The organism is Asticcacaulis sp. (assembly GCA_024707255.1).
Classification (GTDB): Bacteria; Pseudomonadota; Alphaproteobacteria; order Caulobacterales; family Caulobacteraceae; genus Asticcacaulis.
Map to the genome: position 1 here is coordinate 1,582,445 of JANQAC010000001.1, position 22,605 is coordinate 1,605,049.

Consider the following 22,605-nt stretch of genomic DNA (forward strand, 5'->3'; position numbering starts at 1 on the left):
CAATGGTTTTCTGAAGGATTGAAGTCATGGTCGAAGTGCATCGTCGTCATCTGCTGCAAGGCGCGGCCATTTTGGGTGTTGGACTGGGTACTGAAGTGACGGCGCAACCGACCTTGGCCGGCATTCTCCCTGCACCTGCCGACCTGACGCCCCGTCAGCGTATCCGCTTTGATGACGGCTGGCGTTTCGCCTTCGGCCATGCTTCGGATGTGACGCGCGATTTCAATTTTGGCGCCTATCAGTATACCCATGCCAAACAGGGCCTTTCCGGCGTCACGGCCGCCGAGCCGGATTATGACGACAGCACCTGGCGTCAGGTCAGCCTGCCGCACGACTGGGCGGTGGAACGGCCATTCGTGAATAACGACACCTATACACTGCCGGCACCCGATAAGCGCCGGGAATATGAAGAGGATGAAGCGGCGGCGCATGGCTACAAGCCCGTCGGGCGCAAGTTTCCCGAAACCAGTATCGGCTGGTATCGCAAGGTGCTCAAGCTGGAAAAGGGCGATGAGCAAAAGCGCCTGACCCTGGAATTCGACGGCGTGTTCCGCGATTCCCTCGTTATCCTCAATGGCTATATCCTGAACCGCCACGAGAGCGGCTACACGCCCTTCGAGGTCGATATCAGCAACTTCATCAATACCGACGACAAGCCGAATATCCTGCTCGTGCGGGTCGATGCCTCCTATGGCGAGGGCTGGTTCTATGAAGGCGCCGGCATCTATCGCCACGTCTGGCTGGTCAAGACGGCGCGGACCTACGTGCCGCAGTGGGGCACCTATATCAAATCGGATATTTCCGGCGCGGTCGATATTGAAACGCGGATTGTCAATGGCACCGATACGGCGAAAACGGTGACGCTTGTTTCCACAATCAGCGATGCCGACGGCAAGGCGGTGGCGCGGCTGGGAACACCGGTCGAACTGGCGGCGCAGGCCGAGACAACAACGAACCAGACCGCCCAACTGGCCGCGCCGCGGTTATGGGGACTGAAAGACCCGCATCTGTACAGCGTGCGCACCGAGATTATGGAAAACGGCGCGGTGGTGGATCTATTCGCCAGCACCTTCGGTATCCGTGAGGTGGTGTTCAGGGTCGACGGCTTCTTCCTCAATGGCGAAGCGATGAAGATCAAGGGCACCAATAATCACCAGGATCACGCCGGCGTCGGTTCGGCCATTCCCGACGGCCTGCATGTCTGGCGTCTGCAACAGCTGAAGGCCATGGGCTCGAATGCCTATCGCTCGTCGCACAATCCGGCAACGCCTGAGGTGCTTGATGCCTGCGACCGGCTGGGGATCATGGTCATCGATGAAAACCGGCTGATGACTTCGGCGCCGGAAGGCATGGATGAGCTGGAAACCCTGATCCGGCGCGGGCGCAATCACCCCTCCATCATCCTGTGGTCGATCGGTAATGAGGAGCCACAGCAGGGCACGGAACGCGGGGCAAAGATCGCCCACGACATGCGCCGCCTGGCCAAGCGGCTGGACCCGACGCGTCCCATCACGGCGGCGATGAATAACGGTCAGGGCTTCGGCATCACCGAGTCACTCGATGTGCTGGGCGTGAATTATTACGTCACCCGCCTGGGGCCGGTGCGGGAAAAATACCCGAACCTGCCTGTGGTCGGCACGGAAACAGCTTCAACGCTTTGTACGCGCGGCGAATATGAGCGCTCAGACACCAAGCTCTATGTCCCGGCCTATGATGTCACCGCACCGAAATGGGGCCACACGGCGGAAAACTGGTGGCCGCTCTATAATAAGACGCCGAACCTGCTCGGCGGCTTTGTGTGGACCGGCTTTGATTATCGCGGGGAGCCGACGCCTTTCAACTGGTGGCCATCGGTCACCTCGCATTTCGGCATCATGGACCTGTGCGGCTTCCCGAAGGACAATTTCTGGTACTATCAGGCGTGGTGGTCCGATAAGCCGGTACTGCACCTCTTCCCGCACTGGAACTGGGAGCCGGGAAAGGATGTTTCTGTCTGGGTCCATTCCAATTGCGAGATGGTCGAACTGTTCGTCAACGGCAAGTCAGTCGGCCGCAAGGATGTGGTCAAGGACTATCACCTCGAATGGACCGTGCCCTTTACGCCGGGAAAGATCACGGCCTACGGCTATCGCGGCGGCAAGGTCGCCATGAAGGCCGAACGCGTAACGGCAGGGGCAGCAGCGAAGGTTGTTCTGACCTTTGACCGGATCGAAGACATTGTTGTGCTGAAGGCGGAGGTGTTCGACAAGGCGGGCGTCACCGTGCCGAAAGCAGATAACCTGGTCTTTTTCGATGTCGAAGGGCCTGCGGAAGTGATCGGCGTTGGCAATGGCAACCCGACCAGCCACGAACCGGACAAGGCGCTATACCGCAAGGCATTCAATGGCTTGGCTCAGGCGATTGTGCAGGTGAAGGGCAATGAGCCAGTGACGATCAAGGCGCGATCGGAGGGGTTGGTTTCAGGGCGGGTAAGCCTGAAGGCTTGAGGCAAGCCTTCAAACCGTAGGTGCGCAGCCTCTATTTTGGGCTAACGCCGGCTTCCTTGTATAGTGCGTTCAATTTATCCGCATCGACATTGGCGGTTAAGCCGGCCATTCCCGCAGCCACTTCCGGGTCCGAAAAGATGCCTTTTGCCGCGATCTGACCGAGCAGACTAAAGCTCGTCTGTATCGATACGTCGCCCTCATACTTGATTGCCGCCACACTTTCGGCTCGGCAATCCGTTGCGAGCAAACGTACCATTAGCGTGGCAGCGCTTTTGTTAATAGCGGCACGTTCTTCAACACTAATATTAGCCATTGATCGGATATCCGGATGCAGGGCAATGGCCGCAAAAATCCAGCGAACAAGGTCTTTCTGATCTGAAGGGCTTGCAGATTTGATAAGGCATTTACTGAGATCGTCGGTGTATGGGCCTGCGTAGGCAGGTGAAAAAGCGGTCAGGCTCGCCAATACAGTTGCAGCGACTAAGAACTTTTTAAACATCTTATCCCCCCATTGAATGGTATGATACCACTACAGCATTGCGTCTCGCGCATCAATCTTTGAAAAGATCAGATGGGGTAAAGGAGCCGGAAGTTCTTCGCACCCTGCTAGTGGCCGGGAGGCGGGCCGACGAGGATATCGCGTTTGCCGACATGGTTGGCGGGGCCGACCACGCCTTCCTGTTCCATCTTTTCCATCAGCGAGGCGGCGCGGTTATAGCCGATCTGGAGCTTGCGCTGGATATAGGAGGTCGAGGCCTTGCGATCGAAGGTGACGAAATAGACGGCCTTGTCATAGAGGTCGTCGCCGGAGCCACCGCCTTCGCCCGCGCCGCCTTCGGAGCCGCCCTCTTCATCGCCGCCATAGGTAACGTCTTCAAGATATTGCGGCGCGCCCTGATCGCGCAGGAATTGCGCCACGGCCTCGACTTCCTCGTCGGAAACGAACGGGCCGTGCAGGCGGGTGATACGCCCGCCGCCGGCCATATAAAGCATGTCGCCCTGGCCGAGGAGCTGTTCGGCGCCCTGTTCGCCGAGGATGGTGCGGGAGTCGATCTTGGAGGTGACCCGGAAGGAAATCCGGGTCGGGAAGTTGGCCTTGATCGTGCCGGTGATGACATCGACCGACGGGCGCTGGGTGGCCATGATCAGGTGGATGCCGGCGGCGCGGGCCATCTGGGCCAGACGCTGCACGGCGCCTTCGATATCCTTGCCGGCCACCATCATCAGGTCGGCCACCTCGTCGATGATGACGACGATATAGGGCATGGGCTCCGGCACCATTTCATCGAACTCATAGATCGGCTGGCCGGTCTCGTCGAAACCGGTCTGGACCTTGCGGACGAAGTTCTTGCCCTCGGCGGCGGTGGCGCGGGCGCGTTCGTTGAAATTGCTGATGTTCCGCACGCCGACCTTGGACATGCGGCGATAGCGGTCTTCCATCTCCTTGACGGTCCATTTCAGCGCCACCACGGCCTTTTTCGGATCGGTGACGACCGGGGCCAGCAGGTGCGGAATGCCGTCATAGACGCTGAGTTCCAGCATCTTCGGGTCGATCATTATGAACTTGCACTGTTCCGGATCGAGACGATAGAGGATCGACAGGATCATGGCGTTGACGCCGACCGATTTACCCGAACCCGTGGTGCCGGCGATCAGAAGGTGGGGCATCTTGGCGAGGTCGGTGACGTAAGGATCGCCGCCGATATTCTCACCCAGCACCATCGGCAGGCTGTGACCCGCCTTCTCAAATTCGGCCGAGGCCAGCATGTCGCGCAGATAGACGGTTTCGCGCACCTGGTTGGGCAGTTCGATACCGATGGCGTTGCGGCCCTGGACGATCGAGACGCGGCAGGAGCGGGCGGACATGTTGCGGGCGATATCGTCAGCCAGGGCCACGACGCGCGCGCCCTTGACGCCGGCGGCCGGAGCCAGTTCATAGAGGGTGACGACCGGGCCGGGGCGGATCTGGTCGATAACGCCACGCACGCCGAACTCGGCCAGCACGCTTTCCAGCATCCGGGCATTCTGGCGCAAACTATCTTCATCGAAGCTGTGGTTGCGCGCCTTGGGCTTGGCGAGGATGCTGAGTTCCGGCAGACGGAAGTTGCTGGGCCGCAGGAAGTCAAAGACCGGCTGCTTTTCGGCTTCGGCGCGCGGCGATGGCTTGATCGGCTTTATGTCCGAAACTGGCGTTTCCATGGTATCGAGAAAGTCCGGGTCTTCGTAGGGACTCATCTCATCATCGAGCGGCGGCAGGGCGCCGGTGCGGGCGGTATTGGGCGAAATGCGCGGCGCGAAGGCGGGCGCGGCGACCTCTTCCACCGGCGGATCGAAGGTCTCCTCATCGACGGCGACCTTCACTTTCGGCGCGCGCCTGACCTTGGCAACCACAGCCTCGCCGGCGCCGGTGGCGGCGCGGCCAAGGCCCATGGCCGCCACGGCCTTATGGGTCAGGCCACCAATCACGCCGGAAAGGTGCAGGTAATGCCCCATGTTCAGGCTCAGGGCCTTGTTGAAGCCCAGAAGCGCCAGACCGGCATAGATCAGGCTGGCGATGATATTGCTGCCCGGCAGGTGCATGAAATCGAAGACCGATTTCAGCACATTGTGGATACCGGAGCCCCAGAAACCGCCGAAGCTCTGCTTCAGGACCGGATCGTCCGAGGTCATGATCGGGGCGATGGCGGCGCTCAAGGCCAGAACAAACAATGTGGCCCACAGAGCATGTATGCGCAGTTTCAGGCGCGTCTGGTCAGGATCGGGATGGAAGGTGCGCAGCAGGCCGAAATAAATCATTAGCGCGGCGGCGGGCCAGGCCGCCAGGCCGATCGACTGACTGCCGATATCGGCGATCATGGCACCGAAGGAACCGAGGGCATTATGGATATCGCCATGACCGGCGGTGTTCAGGCTGGGGTCTTCGGCATGATAGGTGGCCAGTGCGATAAAGAAGGAAAAGCCGGCCAAGGCCGTGAACGCGCCGCGCAGACGGGCCATCAGCGGCGATTGCCACATGGCGCGCATGTGGGTTTCGACGGCGTTCCAAACGGTCATGGTGAGGCTGGACATGGATAATGTATCGCGGCTTTAAACGGGAAACTCAGCCTGACCAAATGCCACGGAAAGGGTTAATAGCGGTTTACTATGTCAGGTTTTGCGGCCTTAAAAGTAAGAAACCCCGTCCTCGCTCGAAGGCTCCACCGGACAAGCCGTTCCAGTACGGCCAGAGCGCGGTTCGGCGCCGTTGAGTTACGGGTGCAGGGTCGTTACGATCCTGCAAAAGAAAAAAGGCCCTTCGGCAGAACCGAAGGGCCTTTTTCTTTATAAATTGTCGCAGAAACTATTCAGCGGCTTCGGCCGAGATGGTGCCACGGGCCAGGTTACGCAGGACGTATGGCATGACGCCGCCGTTCTTGTAGTATTCCAGCTCGGTCGGCGTATCGATGCGGCAGCGAACCGGGAAGCGGGCCACCTTGCCATCGGAAGCGCGGAACAGCTCGACGATCAGTTCCTGACGCGGCTGCACGTTTTCCAGACCACGGATGGTGACGATTTCCTCTCCGGTCAGGCCGAGCTTGGCCCAGCCGTCGACCTTGAACTGCAAGGGGAGGACGCCCATGCCGACCAGGTTGGAGCGGTGGATACGCTCGAACGACTCGGCGATAACAGCGCGGACGCCGAGCAGCTTGGTGCCCTTTGCGGCCCAGTCACGCGAGGAGCCGGTGCCGTATTCCTTGCCGGCGAAAACGACCAGGTTGCGGCCTTCCGACTGGTAACGCATGGCGGCGTCATAGATCGGCATGACATCGCCCGACGGGAAGTGCTTGGTGACGCCGCCTTCGATTTCCGGGGTCATCTTGTTGCGGATGCGGATATTGGCGAAGGTGCCGCGCATCATGACTTCGTGGTTGCCGCGGCGGGCGCCGTAACCGTTGAATTCCGAGACGGGGACGCCGCGATCGATCAGGTACTTGCCGGCGGGAGACGCGGCCTTGAAGGAACCGGCGGGCGAGATGTGGTCGGTGGTGATCGAGTCACCGAAGACGCCGAGCACGCGGGCCTCCACGATGTCGGTCACCTTGTCCGGCGTCATGGTCATGCCGTCGAAATAGGGCGGATTGGCGACATAGGTCGAGGATGCATCCCAGCCGTAGGTCTGGCCGCCGGCGACCGGAATGGCCTGCCAGTGCTTGTCGCCCTTGAAGACGTCGGAATAGCGGTTGGAGAACATGGCGTTGGTGACGTGCTTGCGTTGCAGGTCGGTGACTTCCTGCGTCGTCGGCCATATGTCCTTCAGATACACGTCCTGGCCGTCCGAACCGGTGCCGATCACGTCGGTGGTCAGGTTAATGTTGAGCGAGCCGGCCAGGGCGTAGGCCACGACCAGCGGCGGCGAGGCCGAGGTAGTTGGCGCGGACGTCGGGGTTGACGCGGCCTTCGAAGTTGCGGTTGCCCGAAAGCACCGAGGCGGCGACCAGGTCACCCGAATTGACGGCGGCCGAAATGGCTTCCGGCAGCGGGCCCGAGTTACCGATACAGGTGGTGCAGCCATAACCGACGAGGTTGAAACCCAGGGCGTCGAGATCTTCGGTCAGGCCGGCCGAGTTGAGGTAGTCGGTGACGACCTGCGAACCGGGGGCCAGCGAGGTCTTGACCCACGGCTTGACCTTCAGGCCCAGGGCGCGCGCCTTGCGGGCCACGAGGCCGGCGGCGATCAGGACCGAGGGGTTCGAGGTGTTGGTGCAGGAGGTGATGGCGGCGATCACCACGTCGCCATGACCGACGGTGAAGTCGGAACCTTCGACCTGGACGCGTTTGGCTTCGTCACCGGCCTTGCCGAATTCGCCCTGCAGGGCCGAGGTGAAGGCGGAGGCGGCGTCGGAGAGCAGGACGCGGTCCTGCGGGCGCTTCGGGCCGGCCAGCGAGGGCAGGACGGAATCGAGGGCCAGTTCGAGGGTATCGGTGAAGACCGGCTCGACCGACGGATCAAGCCACAGGCCTTGCGCCTTGGCGTAGGCTTCGACGAGGGCGACGCGCTCAGGCGTACGGCCGGTTTCAGCCAGATAGTTGATGGTCGGCTGCGACACCGGGAAGAAACCGCAGGTGGCGCCATATTCGGGGGCCATGTTGGCGATGGTCGCCTGGTCTTCCAGGGTCAGGTTGACGAGGCCGTCGCCGTAATATTCGACGAACTTGCCGACGACGCCCTTCTTGCGCAGCATCTGCGTGACGGTCAGCACCAGGTCGGTGGCGGTGGCGCCTTCGGGCAGCTTGCCGGTCAGCTTGAAGCCGATAACTTCGGGGATCAGCATGGGGATCGGCTGGCCGAGCATGGCGGCTTCGGCTTCGATGCCGCCGACGCCCCAGCCGAGGACCGACAGACCGTTGATCATGGTGGTGTGCGAGTCGGTGCCGACCACGGTATCCGGGTACGCGACTTCACCGCCGTCCGCCACATTGGTCCAGACGGTCTGGGCCAGGTATTCGAGGTTGACCTGGTGGCAGATGCCGGTGCCGGGAGGCACGACGCGGAAGTTGTTGAAGGCCGAGGAACCCCAGCGCAGGAAGTTATAGCGCTCGATATTGCGCTCATATTCACGGTCAACGTTGCGGGTGAACGAGTCGCCGTGGCCGAAATAGTCGACCATGACCGAGTGGTCGATGACGAGGTCGACCGGGTTCAGCGGGTTGATCTTCGCCGGATCGGCGCCGAGCTTGACCATGGCGTCACGCATGGCAGCCAGGTCGACGACGGCCGGAACGCCGGTGAAATCCTGCATCAGCACGCGGGCCGGGCGGAAGGAGATTTCGTGCTCGACAGCGCCTTTGTTTTTCACCCAGGCGGCCATGGCGCGGATGTCGTCAGCCTTGACCGTATCGCCGTCTTCGTTGCGCAGCAGGTTTTCCAGCAGCACCTTCAGCGAGGCGGGGAGCTGGGAGGCGCCTTCGAGGCCATTGGCTTCAGCGGCTTTCAGATCGTAATAGGTGTAGGTTTTGTCGCCGACCTTGAGTTCGGCTTTTGACTTGAAGGAGTCAACAGAAGACATTTACGCAGTGTCCTTTTCAGGTTAGCCCGCCCAGCCGCCACGATTGGCAACCGTGAATTCAAGAACGCGCGTAAATGAGGGACGCACAGGGTCCGGACATTGCGCTGCAATACCTTGAAGGCGGGTAATCTGCCTTCTAAACTTCTTATTTGTTTTCGTCTATGCCAGAACCATACTAAGCCTTGGTGCGAAAAGGGTTATTTTATGGGTGTGAGTTTGAAAGTGGAAGGTCTGAGCCTGAAAAAAGGCTACAACCTTTTGATTCATAATCTGAATTTTGAGATGTGCGGCGGCGAAATCATTAGCCTGACAGGCGAAAATGGCGTCGGAAAAACGACTCTTTTGCGCACCCTGGCAGGCTTTTTTATACCCCATGTGGGCACGATTTCTGCGTATGAGAATGATGTGCAGGTTGAGCCGGAAATCTGGCATGGCAGCATGATCCATTTCCTCGGCCACCAGGAGGCTTTGAGCCCGTCGCGGACGGTGGCGCAGGAGCTGAAATTCCAGGCGGACTTTCTGGGTGGCGAGGTATCGGGCATCGAACAACTGAACCTTCTGAGTCTTATGGATCTGGAGACGCGTTATCTCTCGGCAGGGCAAAAGCGCCGGTTGTCGTTCGCGCGCCTGCTGATGGTCAAGCGGCCGCTGTGGCTGCTCGATGAGCCGATGGCGCCGCTCGATGTCGGCCATCGGGCGCTGATCGCCGGGCTTATGCAGAAGCATCTATCGGAAGGCGGGATAATCATCGCGGCCGTGCATGATCCGCTGCCATTCGAGACGCGCACCCTCAAGCTTGAACGCCCGAAGGCTAAGGAACGCGAGGCCGCGAGTGTTTGAGAATGGAACCACATTCTTCTCCCCTGCGATAGCGGGGGAGGTGTCGAGCAAGCGTAGCGCGTCGAGACGGAGGGGGCCACTTACCACTCTTGATGCCCCCTCCGTCAGCGACACCAGCCCTTCGGGCTTCGCCCGAAAGAACTGGGCGCTGCCACCTCCCCCGCTGCGCAGGGGAGGAGAAGGATGATCCGCCCCGCCATCGCTCTTATCCGCCGCGATCTCGGCCTGTCGCTGACCCGCGGCGGCGGTCCCTTGCTGGCCATCGGTTTCTACCTGACCCTGATGGCGATGATCCCCTTAAGCCTCGGCCCCGACCAGGCCATCCTGTCGCGTATCGCCGCTGGCCTGACCTGGCTGTGCCTGGCGCTTTCCAGCCTGCTGTCGCTGGAGCGCCTATTCGAGCGCGATTACGAGGATGGCGTATTCGATGTGCTCCGGCTCGGTCCCCTGCCGCTCGAACTGATCGCCCTGCTGAAATGCCTCAGCCAATGGCTCGGCACCGGCGTGATTCTGTCAGTGATGACGCCTGTCGTTATGATCATCCTCGGCGCACCGGTATCGTTGACCCTGATGGGGCTGGTTTCGGCGTTTCTGGGGTCACTCAGCTTTGCCCTGATCGGCGGGATCGGCGCGTCCCTGGCGCTCGGCTCGCGCAAGGGCGGTGTGCTGATGGCATTGCTGGTTTTGCCGTTTTATGTGCCGCCGGTGATCTTCGGCGCCGGCCTGATGCAGGCCATGCAGACAAGCGCATCACCCTGGCAGGCGCTGGCCTTTCTGGCAGCCTATGCCCTGTTTGCTTTAGCGCTTGGTCCCATTGCCATGGGTGCCGCCTTAAGAAGCGCGCTCAGCTAATCACCAAGGCAGATAGCGCGTGGCCTTGATATGATGCTCGCGGTAGGTGGCGCGACGGGCATTAGCGTGGCCGAACCAGTAGCGCGCCGGAATGCTCAAGCCCAGCATCAGCAGGATCGACAACTGGATGATCAGGTGAGCCAGGATCGCATTTTCCACCAGCCGGTCAATGGCGATGCAGAAGCCGGTCATGACAATGGCGGCCAGCCACGAGATCCAGCGGCAGTCCTTGCGCACGTCGAAATAATAGACGGCGAAGGTCAGGCCGAAGATCAGGGCGAGAAGAAAATACCCGAACTGCATGTCATACGCTCCCAGCGATTCAGACGAGTTTAGCAAACAACTGCAATCAGAAGGTTAACGCGAAAAAGCCACATTTGCCGCCTCTTGCCGAAGATCGCCAAACCCCGTATGTCCGGTGCATGATCAATTTTCTCGCCAATCCGGAACGCTTCACGCGCGTCACGCGGCCCCTGCGGCCGTGGCTGGCGGGCCTGACGGCGGCGCTGTTCGTCTGGGGGCTTTATCTCTGTTTCGCCTCGCCGGAGGATTACCAGCAGGGCGATACGGTGCGGATCATGTATGTCCATGTGCCGGCGGCCTGGATGGGCCTGACCGTCTATGCCGCCATGGGGATCGCCAGCTTCTTCGGCCTGATCTTCCGCCATGCGCTGGCCGACGCGGCCGCCAAGGCGATGGCGCCGATCGGGGCGGTCTTTACCGGCCTGGCCCTTTTGACCGGCGCCCTGTGGGGGATGCCGATGTGGGGCACGCCGTGGCAATGGGATGGCCGCATGACCTCCGAACTGATCCTGTTCCTGTTTTACATCGGCTATATCGCCCTCCATGCCTCGACCGAGGACGAGGTGCGCGCCGCCAGATCGACCGCCATTCTGGCCCTGGTCGGGCTGGTCAATCTGCCGATCGTGCATTTTTCCGTGCAGTGGTGGAACAGCCTGCACCAGGGAGATTCCATTTTCGTCAAGGGCGGCCCGACCGTGGCGCCGGACATGCTGTGGCCTCTGTTTGTCATGGTGGCCGCCTATCATGCCCTGTTCGCCTGGCTGTTCCTGGTGCGGATCGACAGCGAAATCCTGGCCCGAAAGTATCGGGCTTTGCGCGCCCGTTTGAGCTTCAATTAGAGAGATGCACATGGACCTCGATATGGGCAAATATGTCGTCTTCGTCTGGGGCTGCTATGGCGCCACGGCCGTGGCTTTGGGCGCGTTGATCATGGTCTCCTTGCGTGCGCAGGCCAAACGCCGCAAGGTGCTGGAAGCCTTGCAGGCGGCGGTCGAAACCAAATGAAACGCCCAAAATGAAAAAGATTAGTTTATTTTGCCCCGCTGGTGCTGTTTGTCGGTTTGCTCACCGTGCTGGGCTACTATAATTTCCACAAGAAGGAACGGCTGGAACCGCGCGAAATGGTCGGCAAGTCGGTGCCGGAAGTGGTGATCAACGACCTGCAGGATGGCACGCCGGCCTCATTGAAAGCACTGGTGGCGGGTCATGACAAGCCGGTACTGGTTAACGTCTTCGCCTCGTGGTGCGCGCCGTGCATCGCCGAAAATCCGCAGCTTATGGCGCTGAAGGCCAGGGGTGTAACCATCATCGGCATCGCCTGGAAGGACGAGCCGCAGAACACGCTGAATTTCCTGGCCCAGCACGATAATCCTTACGCGAAAACCCTGACCGATCCGGACGGCAAGATGGCTTTGGCGCTCGGCATTACCGGCGTGCCGGAAACCTATATCGTCAGCCCCGACGGCACCATTACCGACAAGATCGCCGGCCCGATCGTTCCGGATACGTTTGATGCGGTCTATGCCGAGGTCAGCGGCAAGAAATAAAAGTTGTTTTTAAGGACTATGTAAAATTTCCGGTAACCCTGTTCGGCTAGACTGGCCTCCTAATTGACAGCATCAATCGGGTGCGGAGCATGAAACCAGCCAGCCTGGAACGCGTCAGGTTTCTGGTCGTCGAAGACAACGGCCATATGACGAATATCGTGAAGACCATTCTGCGCGGCTTTGGCGCGGTGCATATATTTGAAGCGCGCGATGCGACGGAAGCCTTCCACCGCCTGAAACACGACGCCATCGATATCGTTATTGTCGATTACCAGATGGAGGTGCTGAACGGCATCGAGTTTGTGAATCTGGTGCGCAAGTCGTCGGACAGCGCCAATCGGTTTGTGCCGATCATCATGCTGACCGCGCATTCCGAGCGATCGCATGTGGTGGATGCGCGCGACGCCGGGGTGACGGAATTCTGCTGCAAGCCGGTCACGGCCAATGAGCTGTACCGCAAGGTCGTGTCCATCGTCGATCATCCGCGTCCGTTTGTTAAGCTGAACAGCTTCTTCGGACCGGAACGTCGCCGACGGACGGACGCGAAATACGAAGGCCCTGAACGCCGCAAGGAACGGCGTCCAGAGCCGTCTGGCCCTGAAAGTGATCAGGACGCACTTAACACGGCATCCTGAATGGTCGTTCACTGCTGGGGATGCAGATCGACGAGACCACCTTTCTCCTCCCCTGCAACGCGGGGGAGGTGGCAGCGCGAGGCTCGAAGAGCCGGTGTCGCTGACGGAGGGGGCATTCCCCGGTCGAAAGAAAGCCCCCTCCGTCGCGGACTACGCCGCGCCACCTCCCCGTACGCTTCGCTACAGGGGAGGAGATTTAGTAGTGCGGCGGCTTGGTCACCGGCACTTCACCGGTGCCGGATTCCATGGTTTCCAGCCGTTCGCCCAGGCGTTCCAGCATCCGTTTCATCCGGTCGATCACCTTCCACTGTTCGGTCACCTGTTCGGATAGCTCGTCGATGGTCTTGGCCTGATGCGCGGTCAGTTCCTCGAGGGCCGTGATGCGATCACTCATCTCTGGCCCTCCGAGTTACGGAATGGATCAAGCGGATAGGTGCCCAGAATCTCGACATCGACGGCGAAGAAGTTCAGCTCTTCCAGCGCCTGTTTCAGCCCGCCTTCGGTCGGGCGCCCCTCGACATCGCAGTAGAAGACGGTCGAGGCGAAGACGCCGTTTTCGATATAGCTCTCCAGCTTGGTCATGTTGACGCCATTGGTAGCGAAACCGCCCAGCGCCTTGTAAAGCGAGGCCGGGATATTCTTCACGCGGAAGATAAAGCTGGTCATGCAGTCGATGCCGGGCGCGGGCTCGACCACGCGGTCTTCGGTCGTCAGGATCAGGAAGCGCGTCGTGTTATTTTGCGCATCTTCCATATGGCGCCGCAGGATCTTCAGGCCATAGAGCTCGGCGGCCGGTTCCGGCGCGATGACACCACGGTCCAGTTCGCGCGTTTCCGAAAGCGCCCGCGCCGCACCGGCGGTATCATGAAAGACCTCGGCGGTGATGTTCAGTTCGCGCAGCGCCTTGCGGCATTGCAGCAGGGCCATGGTGTGCGAGGCGGCCACCTTGATATTTTCCAGCTTCGTTTCCGGCACGCCCATCAGGATCATCTCGATCGGCAGGAAGCGCTCGCCGATGATCTTCAGGCCCGAATTGGGCAGAAGGTGGTGGACATCGGTGACGCGACCGGCCACCGAGTTCTCGACCGGAATCATGCCCAGTTCGCATTCACCATCACGCACAGCGGCAAAGGCGGCTTCGAAGGTGGGGTAAGGCGTCGGGGTAAATTCGCCAAACCAGCGCTTGATGGCCTGATGGCTGAAAGCCCCCGGCTCGCCCTGATAGGCGATCTTGCGAATGGTTTGCGTGTTCATAATTACCTTTTATCCCAAGTGCGACGAAATGCCACGCATGGCTCTAATTTAGACCCGCGGGGCTAAAAGTAAGCTTGCGAAAATGCCGGTAGCGTGTCAGAGAGCCAAACGCAAGTAGATCAATAAGCCTTGCTTTCGCCACATATTGACACACGTCACGGGTGGCCTAAGCTCCGGGCACTAATGAATCAACAGGGTAACTTGGCGACATGAGCGGCGACCTTCAGGTAAACAAAATTCTCGGTGCGGTCCTGGCGACCGGTCTGGTAATCATGGGCGTCAAGCTCGGCGCGGAAGCCATCTATCATCGTGAAGCGCCTGAAAAGGCCGGCTATCATATCGAGGTCGCCGATACCGGTGGCGAAGGCGGGGCTGCCGCCGCCGTAGATACGCCGCCCGACTGGGGCACGGTGATCCCGACCGCCGATATCGCCGCCGGCGAAAAGACCTTCCAGACCAAGTGTACCTCCTGCCACAATAACGCCAATGGCGGCCCGAACGCGATCGGTCCGAACCTGTGGGGCGTGGTCGGCCGGCCCGTCGCCTCTCACCCCGGCATGGACTATTCCGACGCCATGAAAGAACATGCCAAGGAAGTCCCGAACTGGTCGTGGGACGCCATCTACGCCTTCCTCGGCGCGCCGTCGAAAGTGGTCAAGGGCACCAAGATGACCTTTGTCGGCGTCAAGAAGCCGGAAGACCGCATCAACCTGATCGCCTATCTGCATAGCCAGGGTTCGACCGGTTATGCCGTACCGGCGCCGAATCCGGCTGCTGCGGCGGCCCCGCCTGCCGGGACTCCGGCCGCCGCTCCGGCGGCTGCGGAAGCGGCTTCCAAGTAGGCAAACGCAAACGCAAAACAAACCCCCGCCGGATCACTCCGGCGGGGGTTTTTCATTTCTTCTCCTCCCCTGCGAAGCGGGGGAGGTGGCGCGGCGTAGTCCGCGACGGAGGGGGCTAAACGGACGGAGAAGTGGCCCCCTCCGTCTCGACGCGCTGAGCTTGCTCGACACCTCCCCCGATAAATCAAGGGAGGAGAAAAGCTTACAGCCTCCGGAACGCCAGCGGCATGCCCGAACCGCACGAGTCAATGCGATTAACGGCATCGGCCAGAGGCTCGATAGCCACCTTCATATGGTGGGCATTGGCGTGGATGATATTCACATCATCGATCATGATGGCGACATGGCCCTTCCAGAACACCAGGTCGCCACGCACCAGGCCGCGCAGGTCAGGCCCGATATCCAATGGCAGACCCAACTTCATCTGCATGTCGGAATCGCGCGGGCAGCCATAGCCTGAGGCATAGAGCGCCTGTTGCAGCAGGCCGGAGCAATCCAGGCCCAGGCTTTCGCGGCCGCCCCATTGATAGGGTGCGTTGATATAGCTTTCGGCCACGCTGACGAAATCCGGCGCGAAGGTCTCGAAGGTCGACAGGTGATTGGCGAACACCCAGCCCATTTCGTTGATATAGGCAAAGCCGTTCTCATAGCGCGTCACTGAAACCAGCGCATTGTGGCTGAGGGCGGTCAGCGTCGAGGATTTCAGGTTCGGACCAGCAAAGACATAGGTGCGCAAGGTCGAGACATAGTGCGTCGGCAAATACCAGTCGCGCTTGAAAGCCGAGACCGGCACATAGCCGACATAACCGTCGCGCAGAGCCTGTCCCCAGAAATAATCATGCTTGCGCTCGATGACCTTGAAGCGTTCGCCCATCAGCAACTGATCCCACTGTTCCGCGCCGTGTTCCGGCTGCGACAGGATCGGGGCCGAAGCATCGTAACAGCTCAGGATCTCGCCGGCGACAAAGGTCTTGGCGCGGATCAGGCCCTCATGCGCCTGGTCGGTCACGCCATCCTTGAAGGGCGTGGTGCGCTTGTCGAAAGGATCATCACTCATCTGCGTCATAAAGCCGTCTACCTTCTACAGGTCACTATCACCGTGGCGCACGTACTCTGCGCCTTATATGGTCACTCTACGATACGGATGCAAAGATCGCCTTAACGGCCAAGGTCAACAGGAGATTTATGAAAGCTGAAGCAGGTCTTAACAGGGTTGACTTCAATAAGACGTCAGCAACTGATAAACCGCCCGGATCGCCTGCGCCTCGGCCCCGACCGGTGATCCGGCCTTGCCGCGCGGGTTCCAGGCATAGATGTCGAAATGCACCCAGGCACCCGATTTCGGCGCAAATCTTTGCAGGAAAAGCGCCGCCGTCACCGAGCCGCCTTGCGCCCAGCCGGCCGGATCATTGCGGATATCAGCGATGTCGGATTCCAGCGCATCATTATAACCCTTCCACAGCGGCATCCGCCACAGGGGATCATTCTGGGCGATCGAGGCCACCTCCAGCTGGCGGGCCACGTCTTCATCATCGGTATAGAAGGGAATGACCTCCGGTCCCAGGGCCACGCGCGCCGCCCCGGTCAGGGTGGCGAAATCGACGGTGAGCGCCGGTTCCAGTTCGCCCGCACGGGTCAGGGCGTCAGCCAGGATCAGCCGGCCCTCGGCATCGGTATTGCCGATCTCGATGGATAAGCCAGCGCGCGAGGCGAGAATATCGCCGGGCCGGAAGGCATCGCCCGAAATCGAATTTTCCACCGCCGGGATCAGGACCGACAACGCCACCGGCAACTGGCTGGCCATGACCCAGTCGGCCAGGGCAAGCGCATGAGCCGCGCCACCCATGTCCTTCTTCATCAGGCCCATGCCGGCGCCGCCCTTTATATTCAGGCCGCCGGTATCGAAGGCCACGCCCTTGCCCACCAGGGCCACCACCGGGAGCGGGCCCGGCACGCCCTTCGGCTGCCGGGTGATCTCGATAAAGCGCGGCTGATTGTTCGGCCCGGCGGCGCGGCCGACCGCATGAACGGCGGGATAGTTTTCCTTCAGCAGGTCATCGCCAACCGTCACCTGGATCGCGGCGCCATGTGCCCCGGCGATGCGGTGCGCCTCGGCCTCGATATCCGCTGGCCCCATGTCGTTGGTCGGGGTATTGACGAGATCGCGCACCAGATTATGCGCCTTCACCTCGCGCGCCACCGCCGTTTTCGTCGCCTCGTCGAGCGCGCTGTCATCGAGCCGGACCTCACTCACCGTACTGCTCGATTTATAGCGCGTGAAGCTGTAGGCGCCCAATCCCCAGGCGACATGGATGGCGCGGGCGTCCAGTTCCGCGTCATATTGCAGGGCCCATAATCCCTTGGGCAATTGCGATGGCAAGGCGCGGAAGGTCATCGACGTATAGTTTTTGCGGGCACCCAGGCCAAACCAAGCGCAGCAGCCGCTCTCTTCCGGCAGGACGATCAGGCTGCCCGCCTTGCCGGTGAAGCCTTTCAGCGTCAGGAACTTCGCCTGTGCCGGGGTCAGCGCGGCAATCGCCGAGGCGGCCTCTTCCTCGAAAAGGGCAATCAGCGTGTTCTCGGCGGCGGCTTTCGGGGCTTTGATCGGCTTGGGCATCAGTTCACTACCGTTAACGATTGTTAAGAGCTTTAACTATATCTTCACAGCGGTCACCGAAAGCTTAATTCTGTTCGTTAATCGGGGTTCGCCATGCTGCGCCGCCTGCTTGTTTCCGCCGCTCTTTTGGCTTGTTTCACGGCCAGTCCCGCCTCTGCGGGCCTGTTCGGCAAGGATGACGCCAAAAAAGACGCCGCGCCGTCCGCTTCCGCAACCGCCACACCGAAACCGGCCGCCTTCAAGCCCGCCCGCAAGGCCGAAATCGAGGCCGCCCTGCGCGCCGATCCGCTGCAACAATCGGTCTTCTTCAACGACCAGTTCGAGCATAACCCGACCGATGCGAAGATGGGGCTTTACCTTTCCAACGCCCTGCGCGCGCTCGGCCGCTATCCCGAAGCCGCCGATATCGCCCACCGCGTCCTGCTGTTCGCGCCCGATAATACCGATATCCTGCTGGCCGCCGCCCGCGCCCATATCGCCGACAACAACGCCTTCTTCGCCATCGATCCGCTGCAGCATGTTATCGAGCTGAAGCCGAAGGACTGGCAGGCTTACTCCCTGCTGGGCGTCGCCTATGACCAGACCAAGCGTCCGGACGAGGCGCAAACGGCGTGGAACCAGGCCCTGGCACTTTCACCCAACAATCCCGCCGTCCTGACCAATATGGCCATGGCCAAGGTTACCCGCGGCGACTTTGCCGGCGCTGAGCCGCTCTTGCGCACCGCTGTGGCGCAACCGGGCGTCACCGTGCAGATCCGCCAGAACCTGGCCCTGGTGCTGGGCCTCGAAGGCAAGATACCGGAAGCCGAAAGCCTGCTGCGCCGCGACCTGCCGCCGCAACAGGCGGATGCCGCCCTGGCGTGGCTGCAACAGGCGGTGGCGGCGAAGGCGGCACCGGCTTCAACCACCGCACCGACGCGGTCTTGGGATTCGGTCAGGGCGTCGGGAAGCTAAGTAAGAAACCCCACCACCATTGCTGCGCAATGGTCCCCCTCCCCAACAAGTGGGGAGGTACAGATATTCTTGATCCTCCCCGCTTGTCGGGGGAGGGGACCGCACGACGACGCGAAGCGGCTAGATGCGGTGGTGGGGTTTCTTACTTCCTTATCCCCATCACCAATTGTAACCCATTAACTTTTGCCGCTGCACGCCGTAAAGCCCTGTGCTAACGTGATCCGCGAAGCGTCATCTGACCGCTTCGTGTCGGGATTGAAAAAATTATCCCCAAAAACCACATACCATATGTAGATGTTAACCTGGCCTTAACCACGAAATGTGGTGATATAGCCATGACATTTGCGCTTTAGTATCGATTCGGGGTTTTCTATGAGCAGTTCACTTCTTCTGGCCAATTCATCCGCCGGTCTCCTGACCCCGAGCCATTCCTACAAGCCGTTCCGCTACCCCTGGGCCTTTGAATTCTGGCGCAAACAGCAGCAGGTCCACTGGATTCCGGAAGAAGTGCCATTGGGTGAGGACTGTAAGGATTGGGCCACCAAGCTCAATGACTCAGAGCGCAACCTGCTGACCCAGATCTTCCGCTTCTTCACCCAGTCGGATATCGAGGTTCAGGATAATTATCTGGAACGCTATTCGCGCGTCTTCAAGCCGACCGAAATCAAGATGATGATGTCGGCCTTCGCCAATATGGAAACCGTCCATATCGCCGCCTACGCCCTGCTGCTCGAAACCATCGGTATGCCCGAAAGCGAGTTCGGCGCGTTCATGGATTACCAGGCCATGCGCGACAAGCACGACTATATGGGCACGTTCGGCGTCGATACCGAAGCCGATGTTTGCCGGACGCTTGCCATGTTCGGCGGCTTCACCGAAGGGCTCCAGCTTTTCGCTTCCTTCGCCATGCTGATGAACTTCCCGCGCTTCAACAAGATGAAGGGCATGGGCCAGATCGTTTCGTGGTCGGTGCGTGACGAGTCGCTGCACTGCGAAGGCATCATCAAGCTCTACCATACCTTCAACCGCGAGACGAAGGCCGTCACCAAGTCGGTGGCCGATGACATCATCGATTGCTGCAAGACCGTGGTGAACATGGAAGACAAGTTCATCGACCTGGCGTTTGAAATGGGCCCGGTCCAGGGCATGACCCCGGAAGATATCAAGGCCTATATCCGCTATATCGCCGACTGGCGCCTGCGCCAGCTCGAACTGCCGGAAGTCTTCAATGCCGGTAAGGAAAACCCGCTGCCGTGGTTGCAGGTTTTGCTGTCGGGCGTCGAGCACGCCAACTTCTTCGAGGCCCGCGCCACCGAATATTCCAAAGCCGCCACCAAGGGGCAGTGGACCGGCGAAGAGGGCGTCTGGGGGGCGTTCGACCAGCTTCTCAAGAAACGGTCGGAAGCGACAAAGAATGGTGTAAACGCCTAAAAGAAAAGCCCCCGGAAACGGGGGCTTTTTTGTTGAGAAAAAGATTGTTAGGCTCTGGTTTTGCTTAAAGAGGGGAGCTTAATTTGAACAACCAGCTTGTAAAAAACATTAGCCTAATTAGCAGCTTAATTGTGATACTTTGCGCCTGCTCACAGGAAAATAACAGTAAAAATTTCCCAGATCAGAGTCTAAATGGGGCGTCTGCAGTCCCGATTACACATAATTATCTGCAAAATGACGGCAAGGTATATATGTACAGTGTGGAGTTAACGGAAAACGAGCGCGCTTTAGGCAGGGTGACAAATAATATATTGGCTATCCGTTATATTGGTAGAGAGGGTGATAACTACACATTCGAAAATGATGAAGACCCTCGGTTTGGATTTACGTGTAAAGAGCCTTGCCGTGTCATCAATCTTACATATCAAGGTCGCCTTGTAGAAAGAATTGAAAACGCTCCTGAGTTGGTTGCTGGGCAAGTGGTTGATGATGCTCGGAAAGGCGCTTTGGCTCTTTGGCGTAACGATGAGGCAGATAAGAGCGCACCCAATACTGTCGCTCCGACTGTAATTAAAAAGATAGATAAAAGTCAGAACATTATTACTTCTAAAAGTATTTCTGAGACTCAAGCGCAGACTATACACAAAGCTGCCAACTGGTCAGAGGTGGAATCAATTTCTAAAAAATTTGAGGAACAGCGAGCTATATGCAGAACAGGTAAAGACATAGACCGGGATCGGGCATGCGGTCAGCAAGTCGGCTACGGTGAGCAACTTAATGATAAAGGGTGGTGTTATTCTACAGATGGAAATGCACCGGTCCATTGGTATGAATGTCGTTGAGCGGTGTACCCTCCTCCCTTGCAAGCGTAGCGTAGCGGGGGAGGTGGCGGGCGTAGTCCCGCCGGAGGGGGCCTCTGTTCTTAATTTGAAATCGCGGCATTTGTCTTGTGCAGTGGCCCCCTCCGTCAGCGACACCAGCCCTTTGGGCTTCGACGCTGACACCTCCCCCGCTTCGCCCAAGGGCTTGCAAGGGAGGAGAAGGGTGGTAGGTTTTGGTCATGAGGGTTCGGGATAAATCCAAGATTGCTTTTGCGCGGAAACTGCGGTGCGACATGACACCGCCGGAAGCACGGATCTGGGCGCGCCTAAGAGTGCGCGATACCGGCATCAGCTTTCGCCGCCAGTATCCCATCGGCCCCTATGTGCTGGATTTCTATTGTGCCAAGGCAAGGCTGGCGATCGAGGTCGATGGGCTGATCCACACCATTGCGGATCATCCTGAACGTGACGAGCGGCGCGATGCGTGGCTTTTGGAGCAAGATATAACGACGTACAGGATTGCGGCGAGCGACGTTATGGCTGATCCCGATGAAGTGGCGCTTGGTATTTAGTTATTGGCGAAAGAGCGAGCGGAAAAATAAAGTGGCCCCCTCCGGCGGGACTTCGCCCGCCACCTCCCCCGCTAAAGCAGGGGAGGAGAAATAATCCCCGCTCTTAATTCCCGTTCCATGCTTGTCCTCATGGAAACGCACACAACTCCCATCGCCACGCCTGAACAAAGACAGGCGCTCCGTCGCAACCAGCAGCAGCGTCTTCGAGACCAAGCCGAGGCGCTGTTGCGCGCCGTCGAAGCGCTGGAACCGCCCCAGACCTATGCCGAGGCCGAACGCGCCGCCAAGACCCTGCTGGCGGTGGGCAAGGTGCTCGTTGCCGTCAATACGGAGACCCGAGACGATCTGCCGACCAAGCCGGCCTGGGTAACGACCGCCGAACCCGCCACTGAGCATGAAGCCCTGGCAAGCTGGCAGGCGGTACTCAATCACAGCCTGGATACCCTCGCCGCCGCCCGAAGGATGAACCGTGAAGCTGCGCCGTAGATCAATTTATTGAATCAGGAAGCAAGATACCCCACCACCATTTCGCTTTGCTCATGGTCCCCCTCCCCGACAAGCGGGGAGGAACAATGAATAGTACCTCCCCGCTTGTCGGGGAGGGGGACCGCACGACGCGCGTCAGCGCTAGATGTGGTGGTGGGGTATCTTATCACACGCTCATACTGACTCATTTCTTACGCCGTGACCACGCGCCCGGAACAGCATCCTTACCCTTAGCTCCCTAAGCTGATCCCAGCCGCCGAAGACTCGATTTCGGGACACCCGGCGGATTCAAGGCTCAGGTACGGTGTGTGGCGGGTTTATGCCGGCGCCGTGCCTGGGCCCTTCAATTCCCCTCGGATCAGGGCCGGCCTTCAAGCGTCGTGACGCACCACCGTCCCATGCCCGGCCGGTTCTGGTTCTCCTTCTGGACAATCCCGGCGAATTAGCGCTGATATGCCTAGTACCGGGGAGCCATCATCTGCGCATCACTCATCCCCATATTAGCTTTTTGGCCTTGGCGTATCATCCGGCTACGACCAGATTGAAAGGTAGCGGCCAAAAAAATTAGAGCGGAAAGACGCATCTGAGGAAACGCCTTTCCGCCCGTATCGTCGCAACCATCCGGCGGGAAAGAAGCGACAATCTCAAATTTTTAAAACGCGATTAGTGCGTCCGATTCCACTCGTCGATCTGCTTGTCGGCCTCGTCCTTCGCAATGCCGTAGCGTTCCTGAATCTTGCCGGCCAGCAGCTTGCGATCGCCTTCGATCACATCGAGATCGTCATTGGTCAGCTTGCCCCACATCTTCTGGACGTTGCCCTTGACCTGTTCCCAACTGCCTTGCATTCGATCGTTATTCATGAATATCTCCTGAAATCAATGGGTTAATGTCTGTGCTCACTATAGGCGGCGTGTGCC

At 59.6% G+C, this 22,605-nt stretch carries 21 protein-coding genes and 1 pseudogene; 13 read left to right on the top strand and 9 right to left on the bottom strand.

All coding sequences use genetic code 11. From position 1 onward, the window contains the following. Positions 1-26: 26 nt before the first annotated feature. Complete coding sequence (locus tag NVV72_07730; protein MCR6659227.1) at positions 27-2,486, top strand: DUF4982 domain-containing protein; 2,460 nt, start codon at positions 27-29, stop codon at positions 2,484-2,486. Positions 2,487-2,517: 31 nt separating this feature from the next. On the opposite strand, the gene NVV72_07735 is transcribed toward NVV72_07730, so the two are convergent. The 3 genes and pseudogenes from NVV72_07735 to acnA form a co-directional block, all read right to left on the bottom strand. Beyond that, positions 2,518-2,985: a hypothetical protein gene (locus NVV72_07735; GenBank protein ID MCR6659228.1), complete on the bottom strand. Its 468-nt coding sequence runs from the start codon at positions 2,983-2,985 to the stop codon at positions 2,518-2,520. Positions 2,986-3,092: 107 nt separating this feature from the next. After that, positions 3,093-5,555, bottom strand: coding sequence for a DNA translocase FtsK (locus tag NVV72_07740; protein MCR6659229.1), 2,463 nt, complete (start codon positions 5,553-5,555; stop codon positions 3,093-3,095). Between the two features lie 271 nt (positions 5,556-5,826). Further along, positions 5,827-8,533 (bottom strand): annotated as a pseudogene (gene acnA, locus NVV72_07745) (aconitate hydratase AcnA). Between the two features lie 99 nt (positions 8,534-8,632). Between acnA and ccmA the strand changes: the two are divergent. Then, positions 8,633-9,373, top strand: coding sequence for a heme ABC exporter ATP-binding protein CcmA (gene ccmA / locus NVV72_07750; GenBank protein ID MCR6659230.1), 741 nt, complete (start codon positions 8,633-8,635; stop codon positions 9,371-9,373). 183 nt (positions 9,374-9,556) lie between these two features. Then, positions 9,557-10,225, top strand: a complete 669-nt coding sequence (ccmB, locus tag NVV72_07755; GenBank protein ID MCR6659231.1) for a heme exporter protein CcmB — start codon at positions 9,557-9,559, stop codon at positions 10,223-10,225. On the opposite strand, the gene NVV72_07760 is transcribed toward ccmB, so the two are convergent. Beyond that, positions 10,226-10,528, bottom strand: coding sequence for a hypothetical protein (locus tag NVV72_07760; protein MCR6659232.1), 303 nt, complete (start codon positions 10,526-10,528; stop codon positions 10,226-10,228). Between the two features lie 119 nt (positions 10,529-10,647). On the opposite strand from NVV72_07760, the gene NVV72_07765 reads away from it, so the two are divergent. The 4 genes from NVV72_07765 to NVV72_07780 all read left to right on the top strand — a co-directional run bounded on the left by NVV72_07765 (position 10,648) and on the right by NVV72_07780 (position 12,710). Beyond that, on the top strand, positions 10,648-11,367 hold the full coding sequence (locus tag NVV72_07765) for a heme ABC transporter permease (protein MCR6659233.1): 720 nt from the start codon (positions 10,648-10,650) through the stop codon (positions 11,365-11,367). A 10-nt stretch (positions 11,368-11,377) separates the two neighbouring features. Beyond that, positions 11,378-11,533 carry a heme exporter protein CcmD gene (gene ccmD, locus NVV72_07770; protein MCR6659234.1) on the top strand — a complete coding sequence of 52 codons (156 nt, stop codon included), beginning with the start codon at positions 11,378-11,380 and terminating at the stop codon, positions 11,531-11,533. A 41-nt stretch (positions 11,534-11,574) separates the two neighbouring features. Further along, on the top strand, positions 11,575-12,075 hold the full coding sequence (locus NVV72_07775) for a DsbE family thiol:disulfide interchange protein (protein MCR6659235.1): 501 nt from the start codon (positions 11,575-11,577) through the stop codon (positions 12,073-12,075). 89 nt (positions 12,076-12,164) lie between these two features. Beyond that, the gene (locus tag NVV72_07780) at positions 12,165-12,710 is read left to right on the top strand and encodes a response regulator (protein ID MCR6659236.1); all 546 of its coding nucleotides are present in this window, start codon (positions 12,165-12,167) and stop codon (positions 12,708-12,710) included. A 196-nt stretch (positions 12,711-12,906) separates the two neighbouring features. On the opposite strand, the gene NVV72_07785 is transcribed toward NVV72_07780, so the two are convergent. After that, entirely contained in the window at positions 12,907-13,104 is a 198-nt protein-coding gene (locus tag NVV72_07785; GenBank protein MCR6659237.1) for a SlyX family protein, read from the bottom strand. Further along, positions 13,101-13,964, bottom strand: coding sequence for a prephenate dehydratase (locus tag NVV72_07790; protein ID MCR6659238.1), 864 nt, complete (start codon positions 13,962-13,964; stop codon positions 13,101-13,103). The genes NVV72_07785 and NVV72_07790 overlap by 4 nt, the downstream gene beginning before the upstream one ends. 209 nt (positions 13,965-14,173) lie before the next feature. Here NVV72_07790 and NVV72_07795 point away from each other — a divergent pair, with 209 nt between their 5' ends. Then, entirely contained in the window at positions 14,174-14,806 is a 633-nt protein-coding gene (locus NVV72_07795) for a cytochrome c family protein (protein MCR6659239.1), read from the top strand. A 202-nt stretch (positions 14,807-15,008) separates the two neighbouring features. On the opposite strand, the gene NVV72_07800 is transcribed toward NVV72_07795, so the two are convergent. Further along, positions 15,009-15,872: an NlpC/P60 family protein gene (locus NVV72_07800; GenBank protein MCR6659240.1), complete on the bottom strand. Its 864-nt coding sequence runs from the start codon at positions 15,870-15,872 to the stop codon at positions 15,009-15,011. A gap of 153 nt (positions 15,873-16,025) precedes the next feature. Next, positions 16,026-17,423 (bottom strand): leucyl aminopeptidase family protein, encoded by a 1,398-nt coding sequence (locus NVV72_07805; protein ID MCR6659241.1) that lies wholly within the window; start codon positions 17,421-17,423, stop codon positions 16,026-16,028. 93 nt (positions 17,424-17,516) lie between these two features. Between NVV72_07805 and NVV72_07810 the strand changes: the two genes are divergently transcribed. From NVV72_07810 to NVV72_07830, 5 genes are all read left to right on the top strand, one after another. Then, positions 17,517-18,377 (top strand): tetratricopeptide repeat protein, encoded by an 861-nt coding sequence (locus NVV72_07810; protein MCR6659242.1) that lies wholly within the window; start codon positions 17,517-17,519, stop codon positions 18,375-18,377. A 372-nt stretch (positions 18,378-18,749) separates the two neighbouring features. Continuing rightward, a complete protein-coding gene (locus NVV72_07815; protein ID MCR6659243.1) occupies positions 18,750-19,808 on the top strand; it encodes a ribonucleotide-diphosphate reductase subunit beta in 1,059 nt (352 codons plus the stop codon). A gap of 83 nt (positions 19,809-19,891) precedes the next feature. After that, complete coding sequence (locus NVV72_07820; GenBank protein MCR6659244.1) at positions 19,892-20,650, top strand: hypothetical protein; 759 nt, start codon at positions 19,892-19,894, stop codon at positions 20,648-20,650. Positions 20,651-20,868: 218 nt separating this feature from the next. Then, entirely contained in the window at positions 20,869-21,201 is a 333-nt protein-coding gene (locus NVV72_07825) for an endonuclease domain-containing protein (GenBank protein MCR6659245.1), read from the top strand. Positions 21,202-21,330: 129 nt separating this feature from the next. Next, positions 21,331-21,687 (top strand): hypothetical protein, encoded by a 357-nt coding sequence (locus tag NVV72_07830; GenBank protein ID MCR6659246.1) that lies wholly within the window; start codon positions 21,331-21,333, stop codon positions 21,685-21,687. A gap of 663 nt (positions 21,688-22,350) precedes the next feature. Here NVV72_07830 and NVV72_07835 read toward each other — a convergent pair. Continuing rightward, positions 22,351-22,548: a CsbD family protein gene (locus tag NVV72_07835; GenBank protein MCR6659247.1), complete on the bottom strand. Its 198-nt coding sequence runs from the start codon at positions 22,546-22,548 to the stop codon at positions 22,351-22,353. Positions 22,549-22,605: the final 57 nt, after the last annotated feature.

Bases quoted from the DNA above. Each gene is read 5' to 3' on its own strand.
- NVV72_07730 (MCR6659227.1), top strand. From the start codon at position 27: ATGGTCGAAGTGCATCGTCGTCATCTGCTGCAAGGCGCGGCCATTTTG.
- NVV72_07735 (MCR6659228.1), bottom strand. From the start codon at position 2,985: ATGTTTAAAAAGTTCTTAGTCGCTGCAACTGTATTGGCGAGCCTGACC.
- NVV72_07740 (MCR6659229.1), bottom strand. From the start codon at position 5,555: ATGTCCAGCCTCACCATGACCGTTTGGAACGCCGTCGAAACCCACATG.
- ccmB (MCR6659231.1), top strand. From the start codon at position 9,557: ATGATCCGCCCCGCCATCGCTCTTATCCGCCGCGATCTCGGCCTGTCG.
- NVV72_07760 (MCR6659232.1), bottom strand. From the start codon at position 10,528: ATGCAGTTCGGGTATTTTCTTCTCGCCCTGATCTTCGGCCTGACCTTC.
- NVV72_07765 (MCR6659233.1), top strand. From the start codon at position 10,648: ATGATCAATTTTCTCGCCAATCCGGAACGCTTCACGCGCGTCACGCGG.
- ccmD (MCR6659234.1), top strand. From the start codon at position 11,378: ATGGACCTCGATATGGGCAAATATGTCGTCTTCGTCTGGGGCTGCTAT.
- NVV72_07780 (MCR6659236.1), top strand. From the start codon at position 12,165: ATGAAACCAGCCAGCCTGGAACGCGTCAGGTTTCTGGTCGTCGAAGAC.
- NVV72_07785 (MCR6659237.1), bottom strand. From the start codon at position 13,104: ATGAGTGATCGCATCACGGCCCTCGAGGAACTGACCGCGCATCAGGCC.
- NVV72_07790 (MCR6659238.1), bottom strand. From the start codon at position 13,964: ATGAACACGCAAACCATTCGCAAGATCGCCTATCAGGGCGAGCCGGGG.
- NVV72_07795 (MCR6659239.1), top strand. From the start codon at position 14,174: ATGAGCGGCGACCTTCAGGTAAACAAAATTCTCGGTGCGGTCCTGGCG.
- NVV72_07800 (MCR6659240.1), bottom strand. From the start codon at position 15,872: ATGACGCAGATGAGTGATGATCCTTTCGACAAGCGCACCACGCCCTTC.
- NVV72_07805 (MCR6659241.1), bottom strand. From the start codon at position 17,423: ATGCCCAAGCCGATCAAAGCCCCGAAAGCCGCCGCCGAGAACACGCTG.
- NVV72_07810 (MCR6659242.1), top strand. From the start codon at position 17,517: ATGCTGCGCCGCCTGCTTGTTTCCGCCGCTCTTTTGGCTTGTTTCACG.
- NVV72_07815 (MCR6659243.1), top strand. From the start codon at position 18,750: ATGAGCAGTTCACTTCTTCTGGCCAATTCATCCGCCGGTCTCCTGACC.
- NVV72_07825 (MCR6659245.1), top strand. From the start codon at position 20,869: ATGAGGGTTCGGGATAAATCCAAGATTGCTTTTGCGCGGAAACTGCGG.
- NVV72_07830 (MCR6659246.1), top strand. From the start codon at position 21,331: ATGGAAACGCACACAACTCCCATCGCCACGCCTGAACAAAGACAGGCG.
- NVV72_07835 (MCR6659247.1), bottom strand. From the start codon at position 22,548: ATGAATAACGATCGAATGCAAGGCAGTTGGGAACAGGTCAAGGGCAAC.